The sequence below is a fragment of the Allobosea sp. genome (genome assembly GCF_035944895.1).
GTDB lineage: Bacteria > Pseudomonadota > Alphaproteobacteria > Rhizobiales > Beijerinckiaceae > Allobosea.
In genome coordinates this window covers 1,241,315-1,265,574 of the sequence record NZ_DASZAT010000010.1, presented here as the reverse complement: position 1 = coordinate 1,265,574, position 24,260 = coordinate 1,241,315, and the positions used below count along the sequence as shown (strand labels likewise).

Sequence of the window (24,260 nt, the reverse complement as noted above, 5' to 3'; positions counted from 1 at the left end):
TGCCGGGTCAGAGGCCCGATCGATTCAGTCAAGTCGTTGAATTCCAATATCTTTCAGGTTGGCTCGCCTCTTGCTGGGAGAGCGGCGGCCACATCGTCACGGTTCCGTTCCGGAGAGTACCCATGTCAGCTGCGCCGGTCTCGCGTTCCTCTGCGCTGCCTGAGATCACGTTTCCGAGCCGCCGCAGCCCTGAACGGGACGCGTCGGATCAGGCTTTCACCTTGCCGCCGGAGCCGGTGGATCGGCCGCGTCCGCGTCTTGATGACGACCGCCCTCGCGCGCGTCTCGACGATGACCGCAATGGCCGCGATGACGCCGGCATGCGCGATCAGGCGAAGCCGGATGACGGCGCCCGCAAGACCAGCGCGACCGATGCCAGGTCCTCGACCCGCGCCGACGATGCCGGCAAGGACAGGAAAGCTGCGGACGCCGGCGAGACATCCGACAAGACGAAGGCGGAGGCCGGCACAGACAAGACCGAGGTGAAGGACGCCTCGGCGAGCGAGACCAAGACCAGCGGGACGGCTGCCGGCGACAAGCCGGCCGGGGGCAAGACGGTCGAGGAGCGCAAGGCCGCGCTGGCTGCCGCCCTCGACGGGGCGCCGGTGATCGGCAAGGGCACGCCGGACGAGCAGGCCGCCGCGGGCGCGGTGATGCAGCCCGTGCCGCCGCCTGCGATCGCCGCGGAATTCCTCGCGCTCGCAGCGATCGCGCTCCAGGGCGGCGAGCCGGCGAAGCCGGAGGGCGCGACCACTGAGGACGGCAAGGCCGTGACGGCGGCCGGTGCGAGCACGGAGCCGGCGACCGGCGAGGTCATTGCCGTGCCGGTCCCGCCTGCTCTGCCGGTGAAGGCCGACGGCCAGGCGAGTGCGGGCGGCGAAGCCGCCGCGGCCGACATCAAGGCGGGGCTGAAGCCGCAGCTTCCGGCTGCCGGCGCCGAAGCCAGGGCGGACGGCAAATCGGGCGAGGCCAAGTCCGGCGACACGGAGCAAGGCGCGGCGAAGACGGCTGAGACCAAGACGGGCGAGGCGCAGGCCACGGCCAAGGACGATGGCGAGGCCGGCAAGGTCGCCGCCACCGCCGCTGGCAGCGATACGAAGGCGGCGAGCGAGACCAAGGCCGCCGACGCCGCCACTGCGGCCCCGGTTTCCGGGCAGACGACGCAGGCCGCGTCGACCGAAGCCACCAGCGGCGCGCAGCAGGCAAGCGCGCCTCTGAGTCCGCAGGCGATCCTTGCGGCCGGGCCGCAGAGCCTGACCACGCCACAGGCGCCATTGACCGAACTCGACGCCGCCGCCCAGGCGACCGCCCGCGCCCAGGCCGAGGCGGCCCACAAGATGGTCTCAAGCGAGACCGGGCGGCCGACGCCGCTGCATGTCGTGCCGATCGAGATCGGCGCGCAGGCGCTCGCCGGCAACAGGCGCTTCGACATCAGGCTCGATCCGGCCGAGCTTGGGCGCATCGACGTCAGCCTGGAGATTTCGGACAAGGGCGATGTCAGCGCCAAGCTGACCGTCGACCGGGTCGAGACGCTGCATATGCTGCAGCGCGATGCCCGGACGCTGGAGCGGGCCTTCGAGCAGGCGGGCCTGAAGCCCTCGGAGGGCGGAATCGATCTCAGTCTGCGCGATCCGGGTGGTGAGCACGCAGGCGGGCGCCAGCAGCAGGATGACGAGGCGCCGCGCGGCCGCCGCACCTGGGTCCAGGCCTCCGAAGACAGCGCGCTCGTCACGGATGTCGCGACCTTGCCGCGGAACGCCAGCCGTCTCGGCGGCGTCGATCTCAGCATCTAGAGGAGGGACGCGCCATGACCGTCTCCAATACCAGCAAGCTGTCGAACTCGCAGGTCGCAGCGGCGCAGAACAATACCGCGACCGGCAGCGGCACCTCGATCGCCAACAATTTCGACCAGTTCCTGACCCTGCTGACGACGCAGCTCAGGAACCAGAACCCGCTCGATCCGCTCGACACCAACCAGTTCACCCAGCAACTGGTGCAGTTTGCCGGCGTCGAGCAGCAGCTCAAGCAGAACGAGACGCTGACCGCGCTGCTGGGCGTCAGCAAGGCGACGACGGGCGCCAGCGCGATCGGCTTCGTCGGCCAGACGGTCACGGCCGACGGCGCCGCGACGCCGCTCAAGGAAGGCAATGCCGAATGGAAGCTCAACGCGTCCAAGGGTGGCACCGGCACGATCACGATCAAGGATGCCAGCGGCAAGGTGGTCTACACCGGCACGAAGACGCTGACGGCCGGCGACCAGACCTATAGCTGGGACGGCAAGACCTCGACGGGCTCCACTGCGCCCGATGGCGAATACACCATCACGGTCGACGGCACCGACGTCTCCGGCGCGGCGATCACGGTCAAGACCGAGATCACTGGCAAGGTCGATGGCATCGACTTCTCGACCGCCGTGCCGACGCTGCTGATCGGCGCGATCAAGGTTCCGCTCGACAAGGTCAAATCGGTGAAGAGCACGTCCTGACGAACCCGTCATGAGCCATGCCGAAAGCCTGCGTGATTGCTTTAGGCAAAATTTAAGCCCGCTCGGGCTAGGCTCTCTGGCAGTAGGTCTGTTGAGTTGTGTGAGAGTACAATGACCGAGCCGCTGCGACCGCGCGTCAAATATGTGATCGGGCCCGATGGCAGCCCGTTGACGATCGCCGATCTGCCGCCGATGAACACGCGCCGCTGGGTGATCCGGCGCAAGGCCGAAGTCGTCGCCGCGGTGCGCGGCGGCCTGCTCAGCCTGGAGGAGGCCTGCCAGCGCTATACGCTGACGGTCGACGAATTCCTGAGCTGGCAGATGTCGATCGACCAGCATGGCCTGGCTGGCCTGCGCACCACCCGCATCCAGCATTACCGCCAGTAACCTCTTCTGGCGTCTGCAGAAATTCGGGAAGCGCCGGCCGATAGGCCGGCGCTTTTCGCGTTTCGACGATGTGGCATTTGCGCCGAACTGTCCCGTTTCCTAACCGTCGTTAACCGGGCGCTAACCATGCACCGGGAAAAACTTGCCTAGTGGTGCGTCTGTGCGTTGGTCTCACAGGCACCGGGCGACGGAAGAACGGCGTGAACGGGCTAGTCGAACAGTTCCGGAGATTCGGCGCGGCGCGGCTGGCGGCTATGCTGGCGGTGACGCTGGCGCTGGTCGGCTTCTTCGCCTTCGTCATGCTGCGCATGTCGCAGCCGGCGATGGGCGTGCTCTTCGCCGACCTGTCGAGCCAGGACGTCGGCGCCATCACCAAGGACCTCGACGCGCGCGGGATCAAATACGAATTGCGCGGCGATGGGCAGACCATCCTGGCGCCGCGCGCCGATGTGCCGAAGCTCAGGCTCGAGCTTGCCGGCAAAGGCATCCCGTCCGGCGGCGGCGTCGGCTATGAGATCTTCGACAAGGGCGATGCCTTTTCCTCGACCAGCTTCGTCCAGAACATCAATCATCTGCGCGCGCTCGAGGGCGAGCTCTCGCGCACCATCCGCTCGATCAGCCGCGTCCAGGCGGCACGCGTCCATCTCGTCATCCCCGAGCGGCGCCTGTTCGAGCGCGACCGCGAGCCGCCGCGGGCCTCGATCGCGCTCAAGCTCGCCGGCGACCTCGACAACGCCCAGGTCAGGGCGATCCGCCACCTCGTTTCCTCGGCCGTCGATGGCCTGAAGCCGGAGCGGGTCTCGATCGTCGACGAGCGCGGCCGGCTGCTGGCCGATGGCGCCCAGGGCGAGCAGGGCATGGTCGGTGTGGCGCTGGACGAGCGCCAGGGCACGATCGAGCGGCGGATCAAATCGCAGGTCGATGATATCGTCGCCAGCATCGTCGGCCCGGGCCGGGCTCGCGTGCAGGTCTCGGCGACGCTCGATTCCAACCGGATCGAGAGCCGCTCCGAGACCTTCGACCCCGAGAGCAAAGTCATCCGCTCCAGTCAGAACCGTAACGAGGCCTCTGCCTCGAACGAGCAGCGCGAGGGCGTCACCGTCGGCAACGAATTGCCGGGCGCGCAGCAGAACCAGGGCCAGCAGCAGGGCGCCCAGCGCGACACCAGCTCGAAGAACGAGGAAGTCGTCAACTACGAGATCTCGCGCACCACCCGGACCGAGGTGCAGGAAGGCGGGCGCATCCGCAAGCTCTCCGTCGCCGTGCTGGTCGACGGGCTCTACAGCAAGCAGGGCAACGAGGTCAGCTACCAGCCGCGCCCGCCCGAGGAGCTGGAGCGCATCTCGCAGCTGGTGCGCACCGCGGTCGGTTTCGACCGCCAGCGCGGCGACCAGGTCGAGGTCGTCAACCTGCGCTTCGCCGAGGCGCCGCAGGCGCCGACGGACCTCGTCGAGCAGACGCTGATGCAGCAGCTCGCTTCCTTCACCAAGGAAGACATCGTCCGCTTTGCCGAAATGGGCGTGATCGCGCTGCTCGTCCTGATGGTGCTGATGGTGGTGGTGCGCCCGCTGCTCAAGCAGGTGCTGGCGCCCGATCGCGAGTTCCGGGCGATCCCGAGCTTCATGCGCAACGGCATGGTCGTCGTCGATCAGGGGACGGGCGATCCGTCGACCTTCTCGCCGGGCTCCGGTAGCGCGGGTGGTAGTGCCGGTGGGGAGCCCGGCCAGGTCGACGTCGACGCTCCGTCGGAGCGCATGCTGGCGATCGCGCAGATCAAGGGTCAGCTCAAGGCCCAGTCGGTCGAGAAGATCGGCGCCATGGTCGCGCAGAACCCGGCGGATTCCGTCGCGGTTCTGCGCGGCTGGATCCACGAGAAAGCACCGGCGTGACGGGAGCCTGAACCATGGCCGGGACACGCTCCATAGCAACCCGCAGCGGAAGCGCCTCCGACGACGAGGTGACGAACTATTCCGATAGCCCGATGATGCTCGACAGCATGACCGGCCCGCAGCGCGCCGCGGTCATCCTGCTCATCCTCGGCGAAGAGCATGGACGGGTGATCTGGCAGGAGTTCGACGACGAGGAGATCCGGATCATCACCCGCGCCATGGCCGAGCTCGGCACGGTCGATGCCGATCAGGTCGAGAAGCTGATGCTCGACTTCGTCGGCCGGCTTTCCAGCGCTGGGGCGATCACCGGTTCCTTCGACCGGACGATCTCGTTGCTGGAGAAGATCCTGCCGACCGACCAGGTCGCGCTGATCATGGAGGAGATCCGCGGTCCTGCCGGCCGCAACATGTGGCAGAAGCTCGGCAATATCGACGCCGTCGTGCTCGCGAACTTCCTCAAGAACGAATATCCGCAGACGATCGCCGTGATCCTCTCGCGCATCCGGCCCGACCATTCGGCCAATGTGCTGCGCAATCTGCCGAACGAATTGTCGATCGAGGTGGTCGGGCGGATGCTGCGCATGGAAGCGGTGCAGAAGGAGGCGCTCGACCATATCGAGAACACGCTGCGTACCGAATTCGTCTCGACGCTGACGCAGACGCGCCGGCGCGATCCGCACGAGATGATGGCCGAGATCTTCAACGGCTTCGATCGCCAGACCGAGATGCGCTTCCTCGCCGCGCTCGACGCCAACAACCAGGAATCGGCCGAGCGCATCCGCGCCCTGATGTTCACCTTCGAGGATCTCGGCAAGCTCGATTCGGCTGGCCTGCAGACCATGATGCGCCAGGTCGACAAGGACACGCTGGCGCGCGCCCTCAAGGGGACCAACGAGGAAATGCGCGCCTTCTTCCTGGGAGCGATGTCGCAGCGCGCCGCCAAGGTCCTGCAGGACGACATTCAGGGTCTCGGGCCGCTGCGCCTCAAGGAGGTCGACGAAGCCCAGATGAAGATGGTGACCCTGGCCAAGGACCTTGCCGAGAAGGGCGAGATCGTCATCGCCAAGGGCAATGCCGAAGACGAGTTGGTATACTGACATGGCAGCCGCGAAAAAGTTCATGTTCGCCGCCGACTTCAGCGGCAATAGCCGCAAGGCAGTCGACGAGACGGCGCTCGAGGCCGCCCGGGCGGATGGCTTCCACAGTGGGCTCGACCATGCGCGGCGCGAGGCCGACCAGCAACTGGGCGCGCTCCTCTCGCAACTGGTGCGCCAGAGCGAGCGGTTGCTGGTGCATCAGGACGAGCAGTTGGCGCAGATCGAGGCGCAGGCCGCGCAGCTTGCGATTGCGACCGCGCGCAGGCTCGCCGGTGCGGCCCTGGCCGACAAGCCGCTGGCGCAATTGCTCGACGCGGCGCGCGAATGCCTCGCCCATGCCCGGCACGCGCCGCATCTGGCGATCCGCGTGCATGAGAGCCTGGTCGAGACCGTCGAGGCCAAGCTGTCGGCGCTGGTGCGCGAGACCGGATTCGCAGGCCGCATCGTCGTGCTGGGCGAGCCCGACATCGCCCTCGGCGACGGTCGGCTGGAATGGGCCGATGGCGGCATCGCGATCGACAGTGCAGCGCTTGACGAAGCCGTCGACAAGGCAGTCAGGGCCGTCTTCGGTCCGGCAGTGAGGTAAGAGACAATGGCCAACGAAAACGACCTCAACCTGCCGCCGCTCAACCCGGCCGATCTCTCCTTCGACAATGCCGGCTCCGACTCGGTTGCGCGCTCCGGGCCGGTCCCGGTCAAGACGGCGGAGGACCTCGAGCAGGTCTTCGACGTGCCGGTCACTGTCTCCGCCGTGCTCGGCTCGTCGCGGATCGCGGTCGGCGACCTCCTGCGCGTCACTCCCGGCACGGTGCTGGAGCTCGACCGGCGCGTCGGCGAAGCCATCGACATCTTCGTCAATGAGCGCCTGGTGGCGCGCGGCGAGGTCGTCGTGGTCGAGGAACGCCTCGGCGTGACCATGACGGAAATCATCAAGACCGACCGGTGACGAACCGGCCGGAGCGAATGCAGCAGTCAAGGAAGGCCTGAGCCATGCGCCTCATCATTGTCGGCAGCCTCAAAGGCCAGCTCATCACCGCTGCCAAGATCGCGGTGTCGCAAGGGGCCGCCGTCACCCATGCCGAGAGCGTCGAGCAGGCGCTGGCGGTGCTGCGCGCCAAGGGCGGCGACCTGCTGATGGTCGATGTCGAGCAGCCGATCGCCAAGCTCATCGCTGCGCTCGAGGTCGAGCGCATCCGTACCCCGTTGGTCGCCTGCGGCACCTCGACCGATGCCCGCGCCGCCGTTGCCGCGATCCAGGCCGGGGCGCGCGAATACGTGCCGCTGCCGCCGGATCCCGAGCTGATCGCCGCCGTGCTCGCCGCCGTCGCCGGCGACAAGGCGAGCCTGATCTGGCGCGACCCGGCGATGGAGCGCGTCGTCCAGCTCGCCAACCAGATCGCGCGCTCGGATGCTCCCGTGCTGGTCACCGGCGAGAGCGGCACCGGCAAGGAGATGATCGCGCAGCACCTGCACCAGAAGTCGCTGCGCAAGGACAAGCCTTTCGTCGCGGTCAATTGCGCCGCCATCCCCGACAACCTGCTCGAATCCGAATTGTTCGGCCATGAGAAGGGCGCCTTCACCGGCGCGATCGCCCGGCGCATCGGCAAGTTCGAGGAGGCGAATGGCGGCACGCTCCTGCTCGACGAGATCTCGGAGATGGATGTGCGCCTGCAGGCCAAGCTGCTGCGCGCGCTGCAGGAGCGGATGATCGACCGGGTCGGCGGCACCCAGCCGGTCAAGGTGGACCTGCGCATCATCGCGACTTCGAACCGCAATCTCGGCGACGCCGTGCGCGAGGGCTCCTTCCGCGAGGACCTGTTCTACCGGCTCAATGTCGTGCACCTGCGCCTGCCGGCGCTGCGCGAGCGGCCGGGTGACATTCTGGCGCTGGCCGACCATTTCGCCAAGAAATACGCCGAGCTGAACGGCATGCCGCTGCGGCCGATCGCTGCCGAGGCGCGCAAGCTCCTGCTCGGCAATAGCTGGCGCGGCAACGTCCGCGAGCTGGAGAATACCGTGCATCGCGCCGTGCTGCTGGCGCAGGGCGTCGAGATCGGCACCGAGGCGATGCTGACTCCGGAAGGCGAGACGCTCGGCCCGGCTGGTGGCCGCGACGTCGCCTCGCGAGCGGCACAGACGGCGGAGGCGGTGACGCGTGGCCTGGTCGGGCGGACCGTGGCTGATGTCGAGCGCGACCTGATCCTCGACACTCTCGACCATTGCCTGGGCAACCGGACCCATGCGGCCAAGATCCTGGGCATCTCGATCCGGACGCTGCGCAACAAGCTCAGCGAATACGTCGCCGCCGGCGTGCCAGTGGCCGAGCCGGGCCAAGCGCGAACGCAAACGCTTTAGAGCCGGGTCCGATCAGGTCGGATCGGCCTGACGGGAGCGGGCTTCAACGCGCTTTTGAAATACGCCCTGATGGTTTTTGGCAGGGCGCGAACAGAAAAAAGGCCGGAACGAATGTTCCGGCCTTTCGGGCGCTCGCTTACCAGTAGCGGCGACGGTAATAGTAGCGCCGCGGACGATAATAGTAGCGCGGGCGGTAGTAATAGCGCCGAACGTAGCGCGGCCTGCGATAATAATAATACTGGCTGAAGTCGGCGTCGGTCTTGTCGAGGCCTTCCTTCAGTTCCTCCGACAGCTCCTCAGGCTTCTTGGCCGGGAGGGGGGCGATCTTGGGCTGTGCGGCTTCCGAAGCGGCGATGCCGCCGACGCTGGCCGCGGCGAGACCGCCGAACAGCGCCATAACAAATGAACGTCGATCCATGTCATGCCTCCAGTTGGTTCGATCCGGGCGCCGCGTTCCCACGAAGCCACTCTATTCCCCTTTTTGACCGTTCGTCACGTTGGTGTTGTGACAATGGTTCACAAAGGGCCGACGGCGCGGGAGACCGGCCGTTAGCTTGTTGCGATGGTTTGAGGCGTAATCGCCTGCCGAGCGTCCACCGGGCCCTCATAGCGCTCCCAGCGGCTTGCTGATGTCCTCGAGCGACCGGCGCTCCGCCTTGACTGCGAAGCGCCAGGCGATCAGCCCGGCGGCGATCATCAGCGCCGCTCCGAACAGGTAGCCGCCGAACACGCTGATGCGCGAGCCGCTGTCGATCAGCACGCCGAACAGCCAGGGGCCGGCGATGCCGCCGAGCCCGGTGCCGATGGAATAGAACACGGCGATCGCCAGCGCCCTGATTTCCAGCGGATAGGTCTCGCTCACGGTCAGATACGCGGAACTGGCCGCAGCGGATGCGAAGAAGAAGACGACGCTCCAGCACAGGGTGAGCTGGCTGGCGCTGACCATCTCGCGGGCGAAGAGATAGCCCGTGCCGGCGAGCAGGAGGCCGGAGAGGATATAGGTTCCGGCGATCATCGGGCGCCGGCCGAGCGTGTCGAAGAGCCGGCCGATCAGGACCGGGCCGAGGAAGTTGCCGGCGGCGAAGGGCAGGATGAACCAGCCGATCAGATTGGACGGGACGCCGTAGAAGTCGGTCAGGATCAGGGCGTAGGTGAAGAAGATCGCATTGTAGAAGAAGGCCTGCGACGACATCAGCGCCAGCGCCACCAGCGTGCGCGGCCGGTGCGTGACGAAGAGCGTATGGACGACCTCGCTCATCGGCGTGTGGGCCCGCGGGCGCAAGGTCAGCGTCGGCAGAGCGGCAGCCGGCCGTGGCGGGCAGAAGGATTCGATATGGGCGACGACGGCCTCGGCCTCGGCGATGCGGCCATGGCTCATCAGCCAGCGCGGACTCTCGGGAATCCATTGCCTGAGGATCATAATGATCAGCCCGAGTCCGGCGCCGATGAAGAAGGCGAGGCGCCAGCCCAGATCGGGGGCGATGATGGCTGGATCGAGCAGCACGATCGCGGCGACGCCGCCGATCGCGGCTCCGACCCAGAAGGAGCCGTTGATGACCAGATCAGTCCAGCCGCGCACCCGTGCCGGCACCAATTCCTGGATGGTCGAGTTGATCGCGGTGTACTCGCCGCCGATACCCATGCCGGTCAGGAAGCGGAAGAGCAGGAAGCTCCAGAGATTCCAGGAGAAGGCGGTAGCGGCCGTCGCGGAGAGATAGACCAGCACGGTGATGGTGAAGAGCTTTTTGCGGCCGAGCCGGTCGGTGAGCCAGCCGAAGAGAATCGCGCCGATGACGGCTCCGGCGATATAGGCGGCGCCGGCGAGGCCGATATCTGTGTTGGTGAATTTGAGCGCCGGGCTTTCCTTCAGCGCCCCGGAGACGGAACCAGCCAGGGTGACCTCGAGCCCGTCCAGGATCCAGGTGACGCCGAGCGCGACGACGACGAGCGTATGGAAACGCGACCAGGGCAGGCGGTCGAGCCTGGCTGGAATGTCGGTGACGATCTCGCCTGGGCTTGCGCGTCCCTCGTTCAATAGGCTTGTCCCTTCGACAGACCGGCTTGACGCCGCTTCAAAGGCGGCAGGCGGCCCTAGGGCCGCCTGCCGATAGTCTCGGCGTCAGCGGTAGATCACGCGGCGGCGCACGACGACCGGACGGCGATAGGGCCTCGGCCGGCGCACCACGACCGTGCGGCGCACGACGACGGGGCGGCGGTAAGGCCGCGGCCGGCGGACGACAACGCGGTCGCGCACGACGACCTGGCTGAACTCGGCATCGGCCTTGTCGAGCCCGTCCTTCAATGCCGGAGCAAGCTCTTCGGGATTCGGGAGTGGGGCAGCGGCGGGAGCTGCGGTCGCGGCCTGCGCGATTGCCATGCCGCCGACGCTTGCCGCGGCAAGACCGCCGAAAAGGCTCAGCATGAATGAACGTCTATCCAAGATTTCCTCCAGAAGGCTTCGGCCCTGATGGGCGAGGTCATCGACCCACCGCGAGTTGGACGGCCGAATGCGGCCAGAACGCGGCCATTCGATAACGACCTGTTCAGGGAAAGGTTCCAGATGGGATTTTTCGAGGCGTCTTAACCACTCGTTCACCATGCACCCGGCAAGAATTGCCGGGTACGGCTGCTGCCTTGCGGAAGGGTGGCGCGTGGGAGCGGTTCTTCGATGAGCGATGTGACGGCGGGCAGCGGCAACGGCATGGCGATGCCGACGCGCGGCCAGATGGGCACGCTGCTCAACCGGCCGGATCTGTTCCTTGCCATCGGCGTGATGGGCATCCTCGTGGTGCTGATCTTCCCGCTGCCGGCGATCCTGCTCGACCTGCTGCTGGCGCTCTCGATCATCCTCTCCGTGCTCGTCCTGATGACGGCGCTGTTCATCGAGGAGCCGCTGGAGTTCTCGGCCTTCCCGACCGTGCTGCTGATCGTGACGATGCTGCGCCTCGCGCTGAATCTCGCCTCGACCCGCCTCATCCTCGCCCATGGCCATGAGGGCACCGCCGCGGCCGGCCATGTCATCGAGGCCTTCGGCAATTTCGTGATGAGCGGCAATTTCGTGATCGGGGTGATCGTCTTCACCATCCTGATCATCGTCAACTTCGTCGTCATCACCAAGGGCTCGGGCCGTATCGCCGAGGTGGCGGCGCGCTTTGCTCTCGACGCCCTGCCGGGCAAGCAGATGGCGATCGACGCCGACCTCTCGGCCGGCTTGATCGATCAGGATGTCGCCAAGGTCAGGCGCAAGGCGCTGGAGGACGAGGCCAACTTCTTCGGCTCGATGGACGGCGCCTCGAAATTCGTGCGCGGCGACGCGATCGCCGGCCTCCTGATCACCTTCATCAACGTGATCGGCGGCATCATCATCGGCGTTGCGCAGCAGGGCATGAGCTTCGGCGCGGCGGCGCACAGCTATACCCTGCTCACGGTCGGCGACGGTCTCGTCAGCCAGATCCCGGCGCTGATCGTCTCGACCGCGGCGGGCTTGCTCGTCTCGAAGTCGGGTGTGCGCGGCGCCGCCGACAAGGCGCTCGGTCGGCAGCTCTCCGGCTATCCCAAAGCGCTCGGCATGTCGGCGGCGGTGATGCTGCTGATCGCGCTCCTGCCCGGCATCCCGATGCTGCCCTTCCTCGCCCTTGCCGCCGGCTCGGGCTGGCTGGCGCGGCACTTCGGCAAGCTCGCCAAGGCGCGCGAGGCAGAGGCGGCGGCGCAGGGTCCGCAAGGTGCTTCGCCGGTGGCGGCCGACGGCACGCCGAAGGAGGAAACGCTCAACGACCTGCTCAAGCTCGACGAGCTCAAGATCGAGATCGGCTACGGCCTGCTGCCGCTGGTCAACGCGCCGGGCGGTGCCGACCGGCTGACCGACCAGGTCAGGGCGCTGCGGCGCCAGCTTGCCGCCGAGCTCGGCTTCGTCATGCCGGCGGTGCGCATCGTCGACAACGTCCAGCTCGAGGCCAACCACTACTTCATCAAGATCAAGGAGATCGATGCCGGCCACGGCATGGTCTATCCCGGCCAGTACATGGCGATGGACCCGATGGGCGGCAGCGTGACGCTGCCAGGCCACAATGTGCTGGAACCGACCTTCGGCCTGCCGGCGACCTGGATCGATGGGGCGCTGCAGGACGAGGCGCAATTGCGCGGCTACACCGTGGTCGACGCCGCGACGGTGATCTCGACCCATCTCACCGAGGTGCTGAAGTCGCATATGCCGGAGCTGCTCTCGCATGGCGAGGTGCAGAAGCTGCTGCGCGAACTGCCGAAGGATCATGCCGACCTCGTCAAGGAGATCGTGCCGCAGCAGATCTCGACCACCGGCATCCAGCGCGTGCTGCAGCTCCTGCTCGCCGAGCGCATCTCGATCCGCGACCTCGCCACCATCGTCGAGGGCATCGCCGAGGTCGCCGGCAGCGTCAGGAGCCCGCGCGACATCGCCGAGCATGTCCGCGTCCGCCTCGCCCGCCAGATCTGCGCGCAGTTCTCCAACCAGCACGGGCAATTGCCGATCATCACGCTGTCGCCGGCCTGGGAGAGCGTCTTCGCCGAATCGATCGTCGGCCAGGGCGAGGACCGGCATCTCGCCATGCAGCCCTCGCGGCTGCAGGACTTCGTCCATCAGGTGCGCGAGAAGTTCGAGGACGCGGCGCGGCTCGGCGAGATGCCGGCGCTGGTCACATCCGGCATGGCCCGGCCCTTCGTGCGCCAGATCATCGAGCGCTTCCGCCGCGAGACGCCGGTGCTCTCGCAGAGCGAGATCCACCCGCGGGCGAAGCTCAGGACGGTGGGGAGCGTCTGACGGAGGTCAGCGCCTGCTCACCACCACGAGATAGCGCGCCGGCTCGGTGCCGGGATTGCTGAAGCGGCAATCGCTGGGCGGGCCGAGCTCCATGCAGTCTCCAGCCTGAAGCCGGGTGACGATGCCGCCCTCGTCGAAGTCGAGCAGGCCCGACTGCATCCAGATCTGCTGGCGGATGAAGGCGTAGGAGCTGGCGGGATAGGCGATCGCCGCGCCGGGCGGCAATTCGCCGGCGACCAGCTCCAGATCGCCATTGCCGGCCGGCGAGATGGCGCGGCGGACGAAGCCGGTCTCGGGATCGCGCCAGAGCGGCTGGTCTCTGGCGCGGCGGACGCGCTCGCCGGCATTCTCGATCCGCGCCAGCAGGTTCGACAGGGTCAGGCCGAAGGCGCCGGAGAGCCGGCCGAGCAGCACTGCGGTCGGGCTCGCCTCGCCCCGCTCGATCCGGCTGATCATGGCGCGCGAGACGCCTGAGCGCTCAGCGAGATCGTTCAGGCTCCAGCCGCGTGCCTCGCGCTCGCCGCGCAGCCGTTCAGCCAATCTTGACGCGAGATCGTCCATCATCATACCCTTGATTCTCTTATAATAGAGCGCGGCGTGGACGTTGGCCAGAGGATGGGGCAGGCGCTCCTCCATCGACGCCGGGGCCGCATGCCGGGCCGGCATTGGTTCTTCCCGCTACCCTCGCTAAGCGCTGCCCCATGTCCCGCAATGCCGCCCTCTTCGCCCTGATGTGTCTCGTCTGGGGCCTGACCTGGCTGCCGATCAAGGTCGGCTCGCAGCATGTGCCGCCGGTCTTCCTGGCGGCGTCGCGCTTCATCATCGCCGGGGCGCTGATGCTGGCCTGGGCCGGCCGGGACGTGCTGAAGGTGCCGGCGCAGGCCTGGCCGCGCGTCGTCATGACCGCGCTGCTGCTCAACACCGGCAACTACACCCTGCTGTTCTGGGGCACGGCGCAGGCGCCGACCGGACTCGCGGCGATCGTCAACTTCGCGACGATCCCGATCTTCACCATCATCGCCAGCTACCTGATCGAGGGCCATGCGATCGGCGGGCGCAAGCTCGCGGCGATCGGGTTGGGCGCTGTCGGCCTCGGCTTCCTGTTCTCGACGCGGGCGCTGGGCGGGCTCGCCGCGGCAAAGGGCGGGCCGCTCGAGCTCTGGGGGCTGGCCGCGGTCGCAGCCGGCACGCTGCTCTACTGCTTCGGCGCGGTCTGGTCGCGGCCGGTGATGGGCCGCATCCCGACGCTGACGCTGGCCGGCTGGCAGACATTGATCGGCGGCTTCGGGCTCTGCCTGATGTCGGCGCTGCTGGAGGACGTGAAGCCGGCCCACTTCGCCGCGCTGGTCGCGTGGCCGGTGCTGCCGGCGGTGGCGGTGCTGGTGATCGGCGGCTCGCTGATCGGCTTCACCATCTATCTCAGGCTGGTGCGCGACTGGGGTGCCTTCCGCGCCGGGCTCTACGCCTTCATCAGCCCGGCGGTCGCAGTCGGGGCCGGGGTGTTCGCGCTCGGCGAGCCATTTGGGCTGGCCGAAGCGATCGGCAGTCTGCTGATGTTCGGCGCGGCGGCGATCGCGCTGAAGCGCTAGAGCCGGGACCTGGGCCTCACTCCGGCTTGTCGATGTGCAGCGCCGCGGCCTTGGCTGCCGCCTGCTCCTGCGCCTTCACCTGTGTCTCGTGAGCCAACGCCTTGCGTAGCTGGGCCCGCTCGAAAGCGAGCACGATCGGCAGCGAGATCACCAGCGGGATGATCAGGTAGAACATCCGCCAGACCAGCAATGCCGCAAAGACGGCCGGGGCCGGCACGCCCGGCATCACCGCCAGGAACACCGCCTCCATCACGCCGACACCGCCCGGCACCTGGCTGAGCAGGCCGGCCGAGAACGAGATCAGGAAGGCGCCGAGCACGATGAAGAAGCCGGGATTGCCCTGCTCCGGCAGCGCGAAATAGATGATACCGGCGGCGCCCATCAGCTCCAGCGGAGCGGCGAAATACTGGCGGGCGACGATCGGCAGGCGCGGATAGACAAGCTCGAACGAACCGATCTTGAGCGGCTTGAAGCGCAGCCAGGCGCCGATCGTATAGAGCACGCAGAAGGCGAGCAGGCCAAAGCCGATCAGGCGCGCCTGCTTGTCGCCGATGCCGAACCAGTCGGAGAGCCGGTGCAGTGGCCGCAGGATCTGCGGCTCGCCGATCAGCACCAGCCCCATCAGCAGGATGGTGCCGAAGGCGAAGGTAAAGGAGCAGAGCGCGACCAGGATGGCGATCTCGGCGGCGCTCAGGCCCTTGGCGTGATAGGCGCGGTAGCGCACCATGCCGCCGGAGAAGACCGAGGCGCCGATATTGTGCGAGAGCGCGTAGGTGACGAAGGAGCAGAGCGAGATATAGGCCCAGGAGATGCCTTTCTCGCGATGCAGGTGCAACAGCGCGATCCGGTCGTACCAGGCGAGCGCGGCATAGGCGACGAGGGTCGCCAGCAAAGCGTGGAAGAAGGCGGCAGGCGGGATCAGCGCGATCTTCTGGCCGATGCCGGTGGCGACGATCTTGAACGCGTCCCAGAGACCGGCCTGTTCGAGCTGGGCCGCTATGGCCTCATTGGTCAGGGCCTCGGTCTTGAGCTTGTCCCAGAGCAGGTCGACCGACCAGACGACAGCGACGAGGCCGATCAGCGGCCAGAGATAGTCGAGGTATTTTTTCATCGAACCCGCGAGCAGCCGGAGGCGAGAGCAGAGCCCATCTACGATTCACGGCTTGTGCATGCAGGGCGCGTGGACGCAAGTCGCGCCGTCTCTCTGCCAAAGCCGGCCCTGCAGGGCAAGCGGCAGGCGTCAAGCCCGCCCCGGATCGCGGCGAATCCGGGGCGGTGTGACGAAACTACTTGCCCTGCTTCTTCAGCCAGTCGCGCAGGAAGGCGATCTCCTTCTCCTGCTCGGTGATCACGCCCTCTGCGAGCTTGCGCAGTTCCGGGTCCTTGCCATGGGCGAGCACGACCTTGGCCATGTCGACCGCGCCCTGGTGATGCGGGATCATGCCGCGGGCGAAGTCGACATCGGCGTCGCCGCTGAAGGCGATGCCCATCTCCTTGTGCATCTTGTCGTTGGCGGCCTTGTAGGCCTGAGTGGAAGCCGTATCGGTGGCGGCAGGCATCGTCGCTCCATGGCTGCCATGGCCCTGATGACCCTGCGCCAGGGCCAGGCCGGCGAGGCCGAGCGTGGCGAAGAGGGCGGTGCCCGCCAGCAGGCTGCGGGTGGTGGTCATGCTGATGTCCTTTCGGGAGGCCGAATCCGGCATGCCCGAAGCCTCCGCGCCGATCATGTCATCAGCACGGCGGAGCGCCGTCTCAGGCTGCGCCGGCCTGGGCCGAGCGCGTCCGTGCGAGCGTCTCCAGTTCGGCGACCAAGCCTTCCGGCGTCGGGCAAGGGATGACGCCGAGGCGGGCAAGATCGTCGGTGACGTCGACCGGTAGGCCGGAATTGGAATCCTCGGGGATCTGGTTGAGACGGCCGCCGATGCAGACGGGGAGCCTCGCTCCGGCGCGCTCCAGCGCCGCCAGCACCTCGGTCGCGAAGCGCAGGGCGATGCCGTTATAGGTGCTGATCGCGATGACGTCGCAGCCATTGGCCAGCGCGATGGCGACGAGATCGTCGGGGTCGGCCGAGGTGCCGCCATCGACCGGCTCGGCGTCGAGCCGTGTCAGGAGATGCTCGATCAGGCTCTTGCCGTGCTCGTGCACGTCGCTGCTGGCGATGCAGACCTTGAGGCTGGCCTGCCTGATGCTGCTGCGGACAGGCGTTGCGACCTTGTCGAGCCAGCCTTCCGTCTCGTGCCGGAGTTCCTCGACCCATTCGGCCTCGACCAAGGCACGACGTCCGCCCCAGGCCGCGCGGTCGGGGGCGCCGGAACCGTAAGCCGCTTCCAGCCCGGAGCGCCGAGGCGAGCTGACGCGCGGCTCAGTTGCTGTAGCGCGCGACGAGGCAGGCGAACTCGCTCTGCCGGTGCGTGTCGGTCTTGGCGAGGATGCGCTGCAGATGCGTGCGCACCGTCGTCGGCGCGACGCCGAGCTCGCGCGCCGCCTGGATCGTGTTCTCGCCCAGGAGCAGGCGCTCGGCGACGCGGGTCTCGGCGCCGGTCAAGCCGTGGTCGCGGGCGACCTCGGCGAGCTTGCGGTCGATCGCGCCGGCCTGCTCCTGCATCACGACGACGAATCGGGCGGGTTCGGCCGCATCGTTGCAATCCTCCGCCAGCGAGATGGCGAGCGCGAAGCTGCTGCGGCCGTCGCGATAGGCGAGGCGCAGCTCCGCTTCCGGCGTCGCGAGCCGGGCCCAGCGCTGCAGGCGGCTGTTCAGCTCGCGGTCGCGGGTCGCAAAGCGCAGCGCCGAGATCATGCCCGTTCGGGTCAGCGCCAGCGCGGCCGCGTTCATCCGCTCGATGCGCAGTTCGGCGTCGAGCGTGAAGACGCAGATCGCGTCCGCCGCCGGGGCCGGCCGCTCCCACTGCTGCGGCATCCGGCAGGCGGGGCGGGAGGCGCTGCTGCTGGCATAGGTCTGCGCGATCGACATGGAATTCTGCTCCGGTGCTGATGGTCTCAGCGACGGAAACGGAAGCGCGCGGCGAATCCGGACATGCGATGCAGGGTTATTTTTCGCGCGCCATGTCGGCTCCTCGATTTGGAGGACGCGGCAGCCTCCTCGCCCCGGTAACCAAGAGGACAAGGCAGGCATCGGCCCGTCATGCGAGGAGGATGAAAATGGGAATGAAACCGATCGTCGCAGCCGCTGCTTTGGCGGCCGGGCTCTATGCCGGGGCCGCCTTCGCCATTCCTCCCGGCGATTATGACCGCAGTTGCCGCAATATCCGCGAGGGGCGCGACGGTTTGAGCGCCAGCTGCCGCGACCATGGCGGGCGTTGGGTGCGCTCGACGGTCCGGTTCGCCAGCTGCAGCGGCCGGGTCTACATCCAGAACATCGGCGGCCAACTACGCTGCACGACGAGCTGATCGACGTTCCCCATGGCGCGCGCGCCGTCATTGCCGCCATTCGGCGACGCGCGCCGGGCATCCGGCCTCCTTCATCCGAAGGGCGCCGGATGCCTGCGGGGGGCTTTTCCTGGACGGCGGAACGGATTTCGCCGAGCCGCGAGACGATAGAGCGAATGTCCAGGGATCGATGCGATGGGGCCTGGACGGAACCTGGCCGAATTGGGGACGCTGACGACCATGCCTGGCATGCCCGCCGCCATCCATCTTGATCTTCGCGGCGGTCCGGCCTCGCCGCTGCGCAGTACACTCTGCCGGGCCTCGTCATGACCGATCCCACCTCGCAGGCCGGGCAGAAGGCCGAGCCGCGGCGCTACACCGCCGTCGAGATGCGCCAGGCGCAGCGCAAGGTCGGGCGCTATGGCGGCTGCCTGATGATGGCGCTGTTCGGCGTTCCGCTCGCGATCGTCGCCATGGTGGTGATGGCCGGGCTTCTCGGCCCGGTCGCGGGCGTGCTGCTGGTCATGGTCGCCGTGGTCTTCGGCTTCTTCTACAACCTGCTCCAGACCTCGCTGGCGCTGCTGATCCCGAGCGCCATCCTCGCCGCGCTGGTCTATGTCATCTACCGGCACTACCACCTGCCGGTGGCGACGGCGTCGCCGGAAGCAGCCGCGCGCTTTGCCACGGAGATCGCGCGGCTGAACACGCTGCGGCTCGAAGCCGCCAGGGACACCCGCCGCAGGGTAATGCTCTATGTGCCGGCGGGCCTGGCGCTGGCCATCTGCTTCCTGATGATGCCCAGCCGGGGCAGCAGCTCCGGGATTCTCGCCGGATGGCTGTTCGCCCCGTTCCTGCTCGGCTTCGGCGCTGCCGTGCCCTGGCTGATCGCGCTCAGTATTCCCGGGGGGCGCTATGCCAAGACGTTCAAGCGCGAATTGATGCCGCTGCTGCTGCGGCGCTATGGCGAACTGCGCTATGTCGAGGGTGCTGTCCCGGCGGTCGGCGATCTCGCCGCCAGGGGGCTGCTGCCGCGATACGACCGGGCCGAGATCGACGATGCCATTGCCGGCCGCTATGCCGGCTACGAGCTGCGCCTGAGCGAGCTCGAGCTCGAACGCAAGAGCGGCAAGAACAACAGCACGGTGTTCAACGGCCTCCTGCTCACGCTCGCGGTCGACACGCCCTTCCTCGGCACGACCATGGTGCTCGACCAGAGGCGCCCGACTCCGTCCGGGCTGATGCCGGTCAGGCTGGAAGACCCGCGCTTCGCCTCGATCTACGACGTCTATGGCAATGACCAGGTCGAGGCACGGGCCGTGCTGACGCCGGCGGTGATGGAGCGGCTGCTCTCCATGGCCGATGGCGGCGACTTCTTCCCGCCCTCCTGCCTGGTCGAGCGCGACAGCATCACCTTCGCCGTCGCCCAGACCGGCACGCGCCTGCTGTTCGAGCCGCCGAGCCTGCAGGCTCACGACGCTGCCGCGCAGCTGCAGCATCTCGAAGACGAACTCGCGCTGGTGTTCCGCCTGGTCGACGCGATGATCGCCATGCATGTCGCGGTCAAGCCGGGCGGCGTCATGCCTGCCGGCACGTCTTTCTCCGAACAGCCGGCCGTGCCGCCGAGCGATCCCTCCCGATGAAAGGGCCGATGCCGTGACCGCTTTCCTGATTATCCTGCTCGGCCTCGGCGCTGTCATGTATCTCTGGTACGCGGCGATCGTCCGACGCCGGAACGCCGTGGGCGAGGCGCTCGGCTCGATCGATGCGCAGCTGCAGCAGCGCCATGACCTGATCCCCAATGTACTCGCCATTGCCCGCCGCTTCCTGGAGCATGAGCGCGGCCTGCTGGAGGAGTTGACGGCATTGCGGGCGCGGGCGATGCCGAAGCTCGGCGAGCGCGACTTCGCCGGCATCGCCGAAAAGTTCCGGACGGAAGAAGCGATCTCGGCCGACATGACGCGGCTCTTCGCCGTGGCCGAGAACTATCCGGAGCTGACCTCCTCGGCGCCGATGGTCGAGGCGCAGCGCAGCTATGACGAGGTCGAGGCCAACATCGCCGCGGCGCGCCGCTTCTACAACACGGCGGTCGGTGATCTCCGCGATGCGGTGCAGGTCTTTCCCGGCACGCTGGTGGCGGGGCTTGCGGGCGTGCGCGATTTGCCGCCCTTCTTCGAGGCGGCCGAGGCGGCGCGCCAGCCGGTCAGGGCGAGCGATCATCTCTAGGAGGATGCGATGCGGATATCCGGGATCATCGTCGCGGCGTTCGCCATCTGTCTGGCGGCCGTTGCCGCCGGAGCAGCGGAGGCGCTGCCGAAGCTCGTCGGCCAGGATTATGGCAAGGCCCGCGCCGCCCTGCTGCGGCAGGATTGGCAGCCGGTCAAATTGCCCGATGCCGATCAATGCATGGCCGGCGACAAGCGCTGTGCCGGGCGGCCGGAAATGTATGTCTGCGCTGGTACGGGCCTTGGCCAATGCGTCTTCGTCTGGCGCCGCAAGGCGCTGGTGATCGACGTGATGACCGAAGGCGAGGAGCGCCCGGTGGTGCGCTATGTGCGCCCGCGCAAGGATTGAGCAGGGCTTGCCGTGAACCAGCGCGTCGATCTCGACCGGGAGCAATGGGCGGCGATCCGCGACCTGTTCGATGCGCTCGCCGAGGCTTCGCCGGCGGAACGCGAGCGCGCCCTGGCGGAAAGCCGGCAGTCGGCGGCGGTGATCGCCGAGACCAAGGCCCTGCTCGCCGCCGCCGACGGGGCCGGCGATTTCATGCAGGCCGATGCGGGCCCGCTGGCGGGCACGCCGGCGCCGGAGATGTCGTATCAGTCGCTGCCGGCCGGAGCGCGGGTCGGCGCCTTCTCGATCGTGGCGCTGATCGGCCGTGGCGGGCAGGGCGAGGTCTATCAGGCCGAGCGTTGGCAGGGTGGCTTCGAGCAGAGCGTTGCGCTCAAGCTGCTGCGCCCGGAGGCGGCCGAGCAGTTCACCCGCTTCGAATATGAGCGCCAGGTCCTCGCCGGCTTCGAGCATCCCGGCATCGCCCGCCTGGTCGATGGCGGCAAGGCGCCGGACGGGCGGCCCTACCTCGCCATGGAGTTCGTCGCAGGGACGGCGATCACGCGGCATTGTGCCGAGGCAGGACTCCCGCTTGAAGCACGGCTCGATCTGTTCGGGCAGGTCTGCGAGGCCGTGGCCTATGCTCATCGCAACCTCGTCGTTCATCGCGACCTCAAGCCCTCCAATGTGCTGGTCACGCCGGAGGGGCAGGTGAAGCTGCTCGACTTCGGTGTCGCCCACGCGCTGGAAGCGCCCGGCCAGACACTGATGACGCAGGTCGTGTTCACGCCCGACTATGCTGCGCCGGAGCAGTTCGAGGGGCGCAATCCGACGACGGCGACCGATGTCTACGCGCTCGGCGCGATCCTGTTCGAGCTGCTGGTGGGGCGGCCACCCTGGCAGCTGGCGAACTCGGCCTTCGCCGGGGCGATGCGCGTGATGCGGGACCAGCCGCCGCTGCCCAGCCGGGCTGCGGCCGAGCGCGAGGAGGCCCCCATCGCGCCGGAGCGGCTGCGTGGCGATCTCGACGTCATCGTGCAGAAGGCGATGCGCTACGAGGCCGGCGAGCGCTATCAGAGCGTCGACGAACTCGCGGGAGATATCCGGCGCTTCCGCCGGCTGGAGCCGATCGCGGCGCGACGCGGCGAGCGGCTCTACCGCATCCGCCGCTTCCTGCGCCGCAACCGGACGCCGCTGATCGCTGCGGGGCTGCTGCTGGCGGCGCTTGGAGCCGGCGTGACCGGCATCGTCATGCAGATGCGCCGGACCGAGATCGCCAGGCTCGCCGGCACCGCCGAGAACGAGCGGGCCACGGCGCTGCGCGACGGCTTCATGCTGATGCTGCGCGCGGCATCACAGAGCGGTGGGCCCGGTTTCGCCTCGGCGCGGCAGGTGCTCGATGCCGCCGCCGCGCAATTGGAGCGCGAGGGCGATGCCCACGCGCCGTTGCTGCTGCGGACCCTGGCCGAGCTCTATGGCGAGATCGGGGATCCGCGCACGGCCGTGCGCTTGATGGAGCGTTATGCCGAGCAGGTGCGCGGCAGTGCCGGGCGGCTGGCCGAAGCGCAGCTGGCGCTGGCCGGCTACCGCTTTCAGCTCGGCGAGCGCGACAAGGCGCAGGAAGCGTTGTTGGAAGCGAAGCGGTTCTTCCAGACTGAGCCGGCGCGCCATCCCAAGCAGCTGGCGGAGCTCGCCGGGGTCGAAGCCGGGCTGCTGCGCGAAGCCGGCAAGCGTCCCGAGGCGATGGCGCGGTTGCGCACCGCGATCGCCGAGCTCACGGCCCTGTTCGGCCGCGACAATGGCGAGATCGCGACGTTGCAGCACAATCTCGCACTGCATGCGCTGGAGGCCGGGCAGATCGAGGTGGCGGCGCAGGCGCTCGACGAGGCCGAACGCGTGCTGGCCGCGTCGGGGCGCGGCCGCTCGGTGATCGCGATCGGCGTGCTCAATCTGCGGGCCGCGCTGGCGCTGCGCCAGGGCGATGCGGCCGGCGCCGAAAAGCTATGGCGCCAGGCGGTCGAACGGCAACGGCGCGACTATGGCCCCTCGCTTGCCCTGGCGGCGATCGAGCTCAATCTCGGCCGGCTGGTCATGGCCGGCAGCCGCTTCGCCGAGGCGATGCCGATCCTCGAAGGCGCGCTCGGCATCGCCGCCCCGCTCGCTGGCGAAAGCAATGCCGTCACCATCATGCTGCGCCAGAGCCGCGCCACCGGGCTGATGGTGCAGAACCGGCTTACCGAGGCGCAAGGCGAGATCGACCAGGCCCTGCGGGCGGCGCGGGTCGCCTTCGGCGAGCGCCACCCTTATGTCGGGATCGGGCTCGGGGCGCGCTCGCAGATCCTGCTGGCGCGGGGCGATCCGGCTGCGGCGATGCAGGCGCTCGAGCAGGCGGAAGGCATCCTGCGCGAGGCCGGCGCGGCCGGCGCACCCCATCTCGCCGAGCTCGGCCCGACGCGGGCGCTGATCGAGGAGGCCCTGCGCGGCAAGGCGCCGCGTCAGCCCTGAAGCTCGCGATAGAGCCAGGCCCGGGCCTGTAGCCAGTCGCGCCTGACGGTGCGGTCGCTGATGCCGAGGATGCGTCCTGTCTCCTCCTCGCTATAGCCGGCGAAGAAGCGGCATTCGACGACCTTGACCAGGCGCGGGTCGATCGCCTCGAGCGCGGCGAGCGCCTCGCTGATCCGGACGACCTCGTCATCGCCGGCAGCGGCGAGATCGTGCCGATCGTCGAGCGGGACGGGACGCTGGCCTTCGCCGCGCTTCAGGCTGAGCCGGGCGCGGGCGGCGTCGACGAGGGCGTGCCGCATGGCGGTCGCAGCGCTCGCCAGGAAATGCGCCTCGCTGGTCCAGCCGGCGCTCTGGCGCAGCTTGAGATAGCTCTCGCTGACCAGAGCCGTGGTCTGCAAGGTCATCGGCTTGCCGGCGCGCAGGCGCTCGCGATGCGCGATCCTGCGGAGCTCCTGATAGAGCGCATCGGTCAAGGCATCGAGCGAGAGGCTGGGGTCGGCGGCCGTCATCGCCGCGACGATAGCGATGCGGGCCGGGTGCCGCAACGCGACGGCGGCGATCGGTGCGGTCAGGCGGGGACGGACAGCCCTCGGCAGACGAGGCGGACTAGGCCCTCGATCTGGCGGTCGAGATCGCGGCGGGGCACGGCGATCAGCTTCTCCTCCAGGCCGATCGCGACGACGCCGTGGACGGCCGAGAACAGGGTCCGGCCCATCAGCACAAGTTCCGGCTCGCCGCGCTCGGGCACCAGCATGCCGAGCGGTTCGAGGATGTGCCGGAACATCGTCATCTGCTCGCTCACCGCCCAGTCCGGTACTACCGCGCCTTCGGCCATGCGGTGCTCGAACAGGACGCGCCAGAGCTGCAGGTTGTCGCGGGCGAAGGCGCAATAGGCGAGGGCGACCGCGACCAGCCGGTCGGCGGCGGCATCCGCGGAGGCCAGCGCGCCTTCGCCTTCGGCCGCGCTCAGCGCCGCATCGAGCCGTGCTAGCGTGCGCGAGCCGACACGCAGGACGAGCTCGTCCATATCCGCGACGAGATTGTAGATCGCACCGAGCGCACAGCCGATCTCCTGCGCCAGTTCGCGCGCCTTCAGGCCTGCCAGGCCTCTCTCGGCGATGGCCTTCTCGGCCGCATCGATCAGCTGGATTCGCTGCCGCTCGCGGCGCTCTGCCGTGGTGGTCATTCCGTCGATCTCAAATTTTGTGAACGATGTTCAAAATA

The 24,260-nt window shown here is 68.2% G+C and carries 25 protein-coding genes; 15 read left to right on the top strand and 10 right to left on the bottom strand.

The features are described from left to right. Positions 1 to 320: 320 nt before the first annotated feature. The 8 genes from VGV58_RS21690 to flbD all read left to right on the top strand — a co-directional run bounded on the left by VGV58_RS21690 (position 321) and on the right by flbD (position 8,213). Positions 321 to 1,793, top strand: a complete 1,473-nt coding sequence (locus VGV58_RS21690; protein ID WP_326876095.1) for a flagellar hook-length control protein FliK — start codon at positions 321 to 323, stop codon at positions 1,791 to 1,793. 14 nt (positions 1,794 to 1,807) lie between these two features. Next, positions 1,808 to 2,485 (top strand): flagellar hook assembly protein FlgD, encoded by a 678-nt coding sequence (locus tag VGV58_RS21685; protein ID WP_326876094.1) that lies wholly within the window; start codon positions 1,808 to 1,810, stop codon positions 2,483 to 2,485. Positions 2,486 to 2,596: 111 nt separating this feature from the next. Next, on the top strand, positions 2,597 to 2,872 hold the full coding sequence (gene sciP, locus VGV58_RS21680) for a CtrA inhibitor SciP (protein WP_038359348.1): 276 nt from the start codon (positions 2,597 to 2,599) through the stop codon (positions 2,870 to 2,872). A 200-nt stretch (positions 2,873 to 3,072) separates the two neighbouring features. Then, positions 3,073 to 4,761 (top strand): flagellar basal-body MS-ring/collar protein FliF, encoded by a 1,689-nt coding sequence (gene fliF / locus VGV58_RS21675; protein ID WP_326876093.1) that lies wholly within the window; start codon positions 3,073 to 3,075, stop codon positions 4,759 to 4,761. Between the two features lie 14 nt (positions 4,762 to 4,775). Then, on the top strand, positions 4,776 to 5,858 hold the full coding sequence (fliG, locus tag VGV58_RS21670; protein WP_326876092.1) for a flagellar motor switch protein FliG: 1,083 nt from the start codon (positions 4,776 to 4,778) through the stop codon (positions 5,856 to 5,858). A 1-nt stretch (position 5,859) separates the two neighbouring features. Then, a complete protein-coding gene (locus tag VGV58_RS21665) occupies positions 5,860 to 6,444 on the top strand; it encodes a FliH/SctL family protein (RefSeq protein ID WP_326876091.1) in 585 nt (194 codons plus the stop codon). Between the two features lie 6 nt (positions 6,445 to 6,450). Then, entirely contained in the window at positions 6,451 to 6,804 is a 354-nt protein-coding gene (gene fliN / locus VGV58_RS21660) for a flagellar motor switch protein FliN (RefSeq protein ID WP_326876090.1), read from the top strand. 44 nt (positions 6,805 to 6,848) lie between these two features. Beyond that, the gene (gene flbD, locus VGV58_RS21655; protein ID WP_326876089.1) at positions 6,849 to 8,213 is read left to right on the top strand and encodes a sigma-54-dependent transcriptional regulator FlbD; all 1,365 of its coding nucleotides are present in this window, start codon (positions 6,849 to 6,851) and stop codon (positions 8,211 to 8,213) included. A gap of 136 nt (positions 8,214 to 8,349) precedes the next feature. Here flbD and VGV58_RS21650 read toward each other — a convergent pair whose 3' ends face one another. The 3 genes from VGV58_RS21650 to VGV58_RS21640 all read right to left on the bottom strand — a co-directional run bounded on the left by VGV58_RS21650 (position 8,350) and on the right by VGV58_RS21640 (position 10,653). Next, on the bottom strand, positions 8,350 to 8,631 hold the full coding sequence (locus VGV58_RS21650) for a hypothetical protein (protein ID WP_326876088.1): 282 nt from the start codon (positions 8,629 to 8,631) through the stop codon (positions 8,350 to 8,352). Positions 8,632 to 8,817: 186 nt separating this feature from the next. Continuing rightward, a complete protein-coding gene (locus VGV58_RS21645; protein ID WP_326876086.1) occupies positions 8,818 to 10,248 on the bottom strand; it encodes an MFS transporter in 1,431 nt (476 codons plus the stop codon). Between the two features lie 84 nt (positions 10,249 to 10,332). Beyond that, positions 10,333 to 10,653, bottom strand: coding sequence for a hypothetical protein (locus tag VGV58_RS21640; RefSeq protein ID WP_326876085.1), 321 nt, complete (start codon positions 10,651 to 10,653; stop codon positions 10,333 to 10,335). 228 nt (positions 10,654 to 10,881) lie between these two features. Here VGV58_RS21640 and flhA point away from each other — a divergent pair, with 228 nt between their 5' ends. Next, positions 10,882 to 13,008, top strand: coding sequence for a flagellar biosynthesis protein FlhA (gene flhA, locus VGV58_RS21635; protein ID WP_326876084.1), 2,127 nt, complete (start codon positions 10,882 to 10,884; stop codon positions 13,006 to 13,008). A 6-nt stretch (positions 13,009 to 13,014) separates the two neighbouring features. On the opposite strand, the gene VGV58_RS21630 is transcribed toward flhA, so the two are convergent. After that, positions 13,015 to 13,569 carry a helix-turn-helix domain-containing protein gene (locus tag VGV58_RS21630; RefSeq protein ID WP_326876083.1) on the bottom strand — a complete coding sequence of 185 codons (555 nt, stop codon included), beginning with the start codon at positions 13,567 to 13,569 and terminating at the stop codon, positions 13,015 to 13,017. A gap of 140 nt (positions 13,570 to 13,709) precedes the next feature. On the opposite strand from VGV58_RS21630, the gene VGV58_RS21625 reads away from it, so the two are divergent. Further along, positions 13,710 to 14,597: a DMT family transporter gene (locus VGV58_RS21625; RefSeq protein ID WP_326876082.1), complete on the top strand. Its 888-nt coding sequence runs from the start codon at positions 13,710 to 13,712 to the stop codon at positions 14,595 to 14,597. A gap of 16 nt (positions 14,598 to 14,613) precedes the next feature. On the opposite strand, the gene VGV58_RS21620 is transcribed toward VGV58_RS21625, so the two are convergent. From VGV58_RS21620 to VGV58_RS21605, 4 genes are all read right to left on the bottom strand, one after another. Then, positions 14,614 to 15,708, bottom strand: a complete 1,095-nt coding sequence (locus tag VGV58_RS21620) for a lysylphosphatidylglycerol synthase transmembrane domain-containing protein (protein ID WP_326876081.1) — start codon at positions 15,706 to 15,708, stop codon at positions 14,614 to 14,616. Positions 15,709 to 15,883: 175 nt separating this feature from the next. After that, the gene (gene copM / locus VGV58_RS21615; protein ID WP_326876080.1) at positions 15,884 to 16,267 is read right to left on the bottom strand and encodes a CopM family metallochaperone; all 384 of its coding nucleotides are present in this window, start codon (positions 16,265 to 16,267) and stop codon (positions 15,884 to 15,886) included. An 82-nt stretch (positions 16,268 to 16,349) separates the two neighbouring features. Then, a complete protein-coding gene (locus tag VGV58_RS21610; RefSeq protein ID WP_326876079.1) occupies positions 16,350 to 16,868 on the bottom strand; it encodes a cobalamin-dependent protein in 519 nt (172 codons plus the stop codon). Positions 16,869 to 16,959: 91 nt separating this feature from the next. Further along, the gene (locus VGV58_RS21605; RefSeq protein ID WP_326876078.1) at positions 16,960 to 17,568 is read right to left on the bottom strand and encodes a helix-turn-helix transcriptional regulator; all 609 of its coding nucleotides are present in this window, start codon (positions 17,566 to 17,568) and stop codon (positions 16,960 to 16,962) included. Positions 17,569 to 17,762: 194 nt separating this feature from the next. Here VGV58_RS21605 and VGV58_RS21600 point away from each other — a divergent pair, with 194 nt between their 5' ends. The 5 genes from VGV58_RS21600 to VGV58_RS21580 all read left to right on the top strand — a co-directional run bounded on the left by VGV58_RS21600 (position 17,763) and on the right by VGV58_RS21580 (position 23,036). Continuing rightward, positions 17,763 to 18,005 (top strand): hypothetical protein, encoded by a 243-nt coding sequence (locus tag VGV58_RS21600; protein ID WP_326876077.1) that lies wholly within the window; start codon positions 17,763 to 17,765, stop codon positions 18,003 to 18,005. A 305-nt stretch (positions 18,006 to 18,310) separates the two neighbouring features. Then, a complete protein-coding gene (locus VGV58_RS21595; RefSeq protein WP_326876076.1) occupies positions 18,311 to 19,624 on the top strand; it encodes a DUF3137 domain-containing protein in 1,314 nt (437 codons plus the stop codon). Positions 19,625 to 19,637: 13 nt separating this feature from the next. Beyond that, entirely contained in the window at positions 19,638 to 20,207 is a 570-nt protein-coding gene (locus tag VGV58_RS21590; protein ID WP_326876075.1) for a LemA family protein, read from the top strand. A 9-nt stretch (positions 20,208 to 20,216) separates the two neighbouring features. Beyond that, positions 20,217 to 20,555, top strand: coding sequence for a hypothetical protein (locus VGV58_RS21585; protein WP_326876074.1), 339 nt, complete (start codon positions 20,217 to 20,219; stop codon positions 20,553 to 20,555). Positions 20,556 to 20,567: 12 nt separating this feature from the next. After that, a complete protein-coding gene (locus tag VGV58_RS21580) occupies positions 20,568 to 23,036 on the top strand; it encodes a serine/threonine-protein kinase (protein ID WP_326876073.1) in 2,469 nt (822 codons plus the stop codon). Here the strand turns inward: VGV58_RS21580 and VGV58_RS21575 are convergent. After that, positions 23,027 to 23,545: an ECF-type sigma factor gene (locus tag VGV58_RS21575; protein ID WP_326876072.1), complete on the bottom strand. Its 519-nt coding sequence runs from the start codon at positions 23,543 to 23,545 to the stop codon at positions 23,027 to 23,029. The two genes, VGV58_RS21580 and VGV58_RS21575, sit on opposite strands and share 10 nt — an antisense overlap. Before the next feature lie 59 nt (positions 23,546 to 23,604). Continuing rightward, on the bottom strand, positions 23,605 to 24,222 hold the full coding sequence (locus tag VGV58_RS21570; protein WP_326876071.1) for a TetR/AcrR family transcriptional regulator: 618 nt from the start codon (positions 24,220 to 24,222) through the stop codon (positions 23,605 to 23,607). Positions 24,223 to 24,260 lie beyond the last annotated feature (38 nt).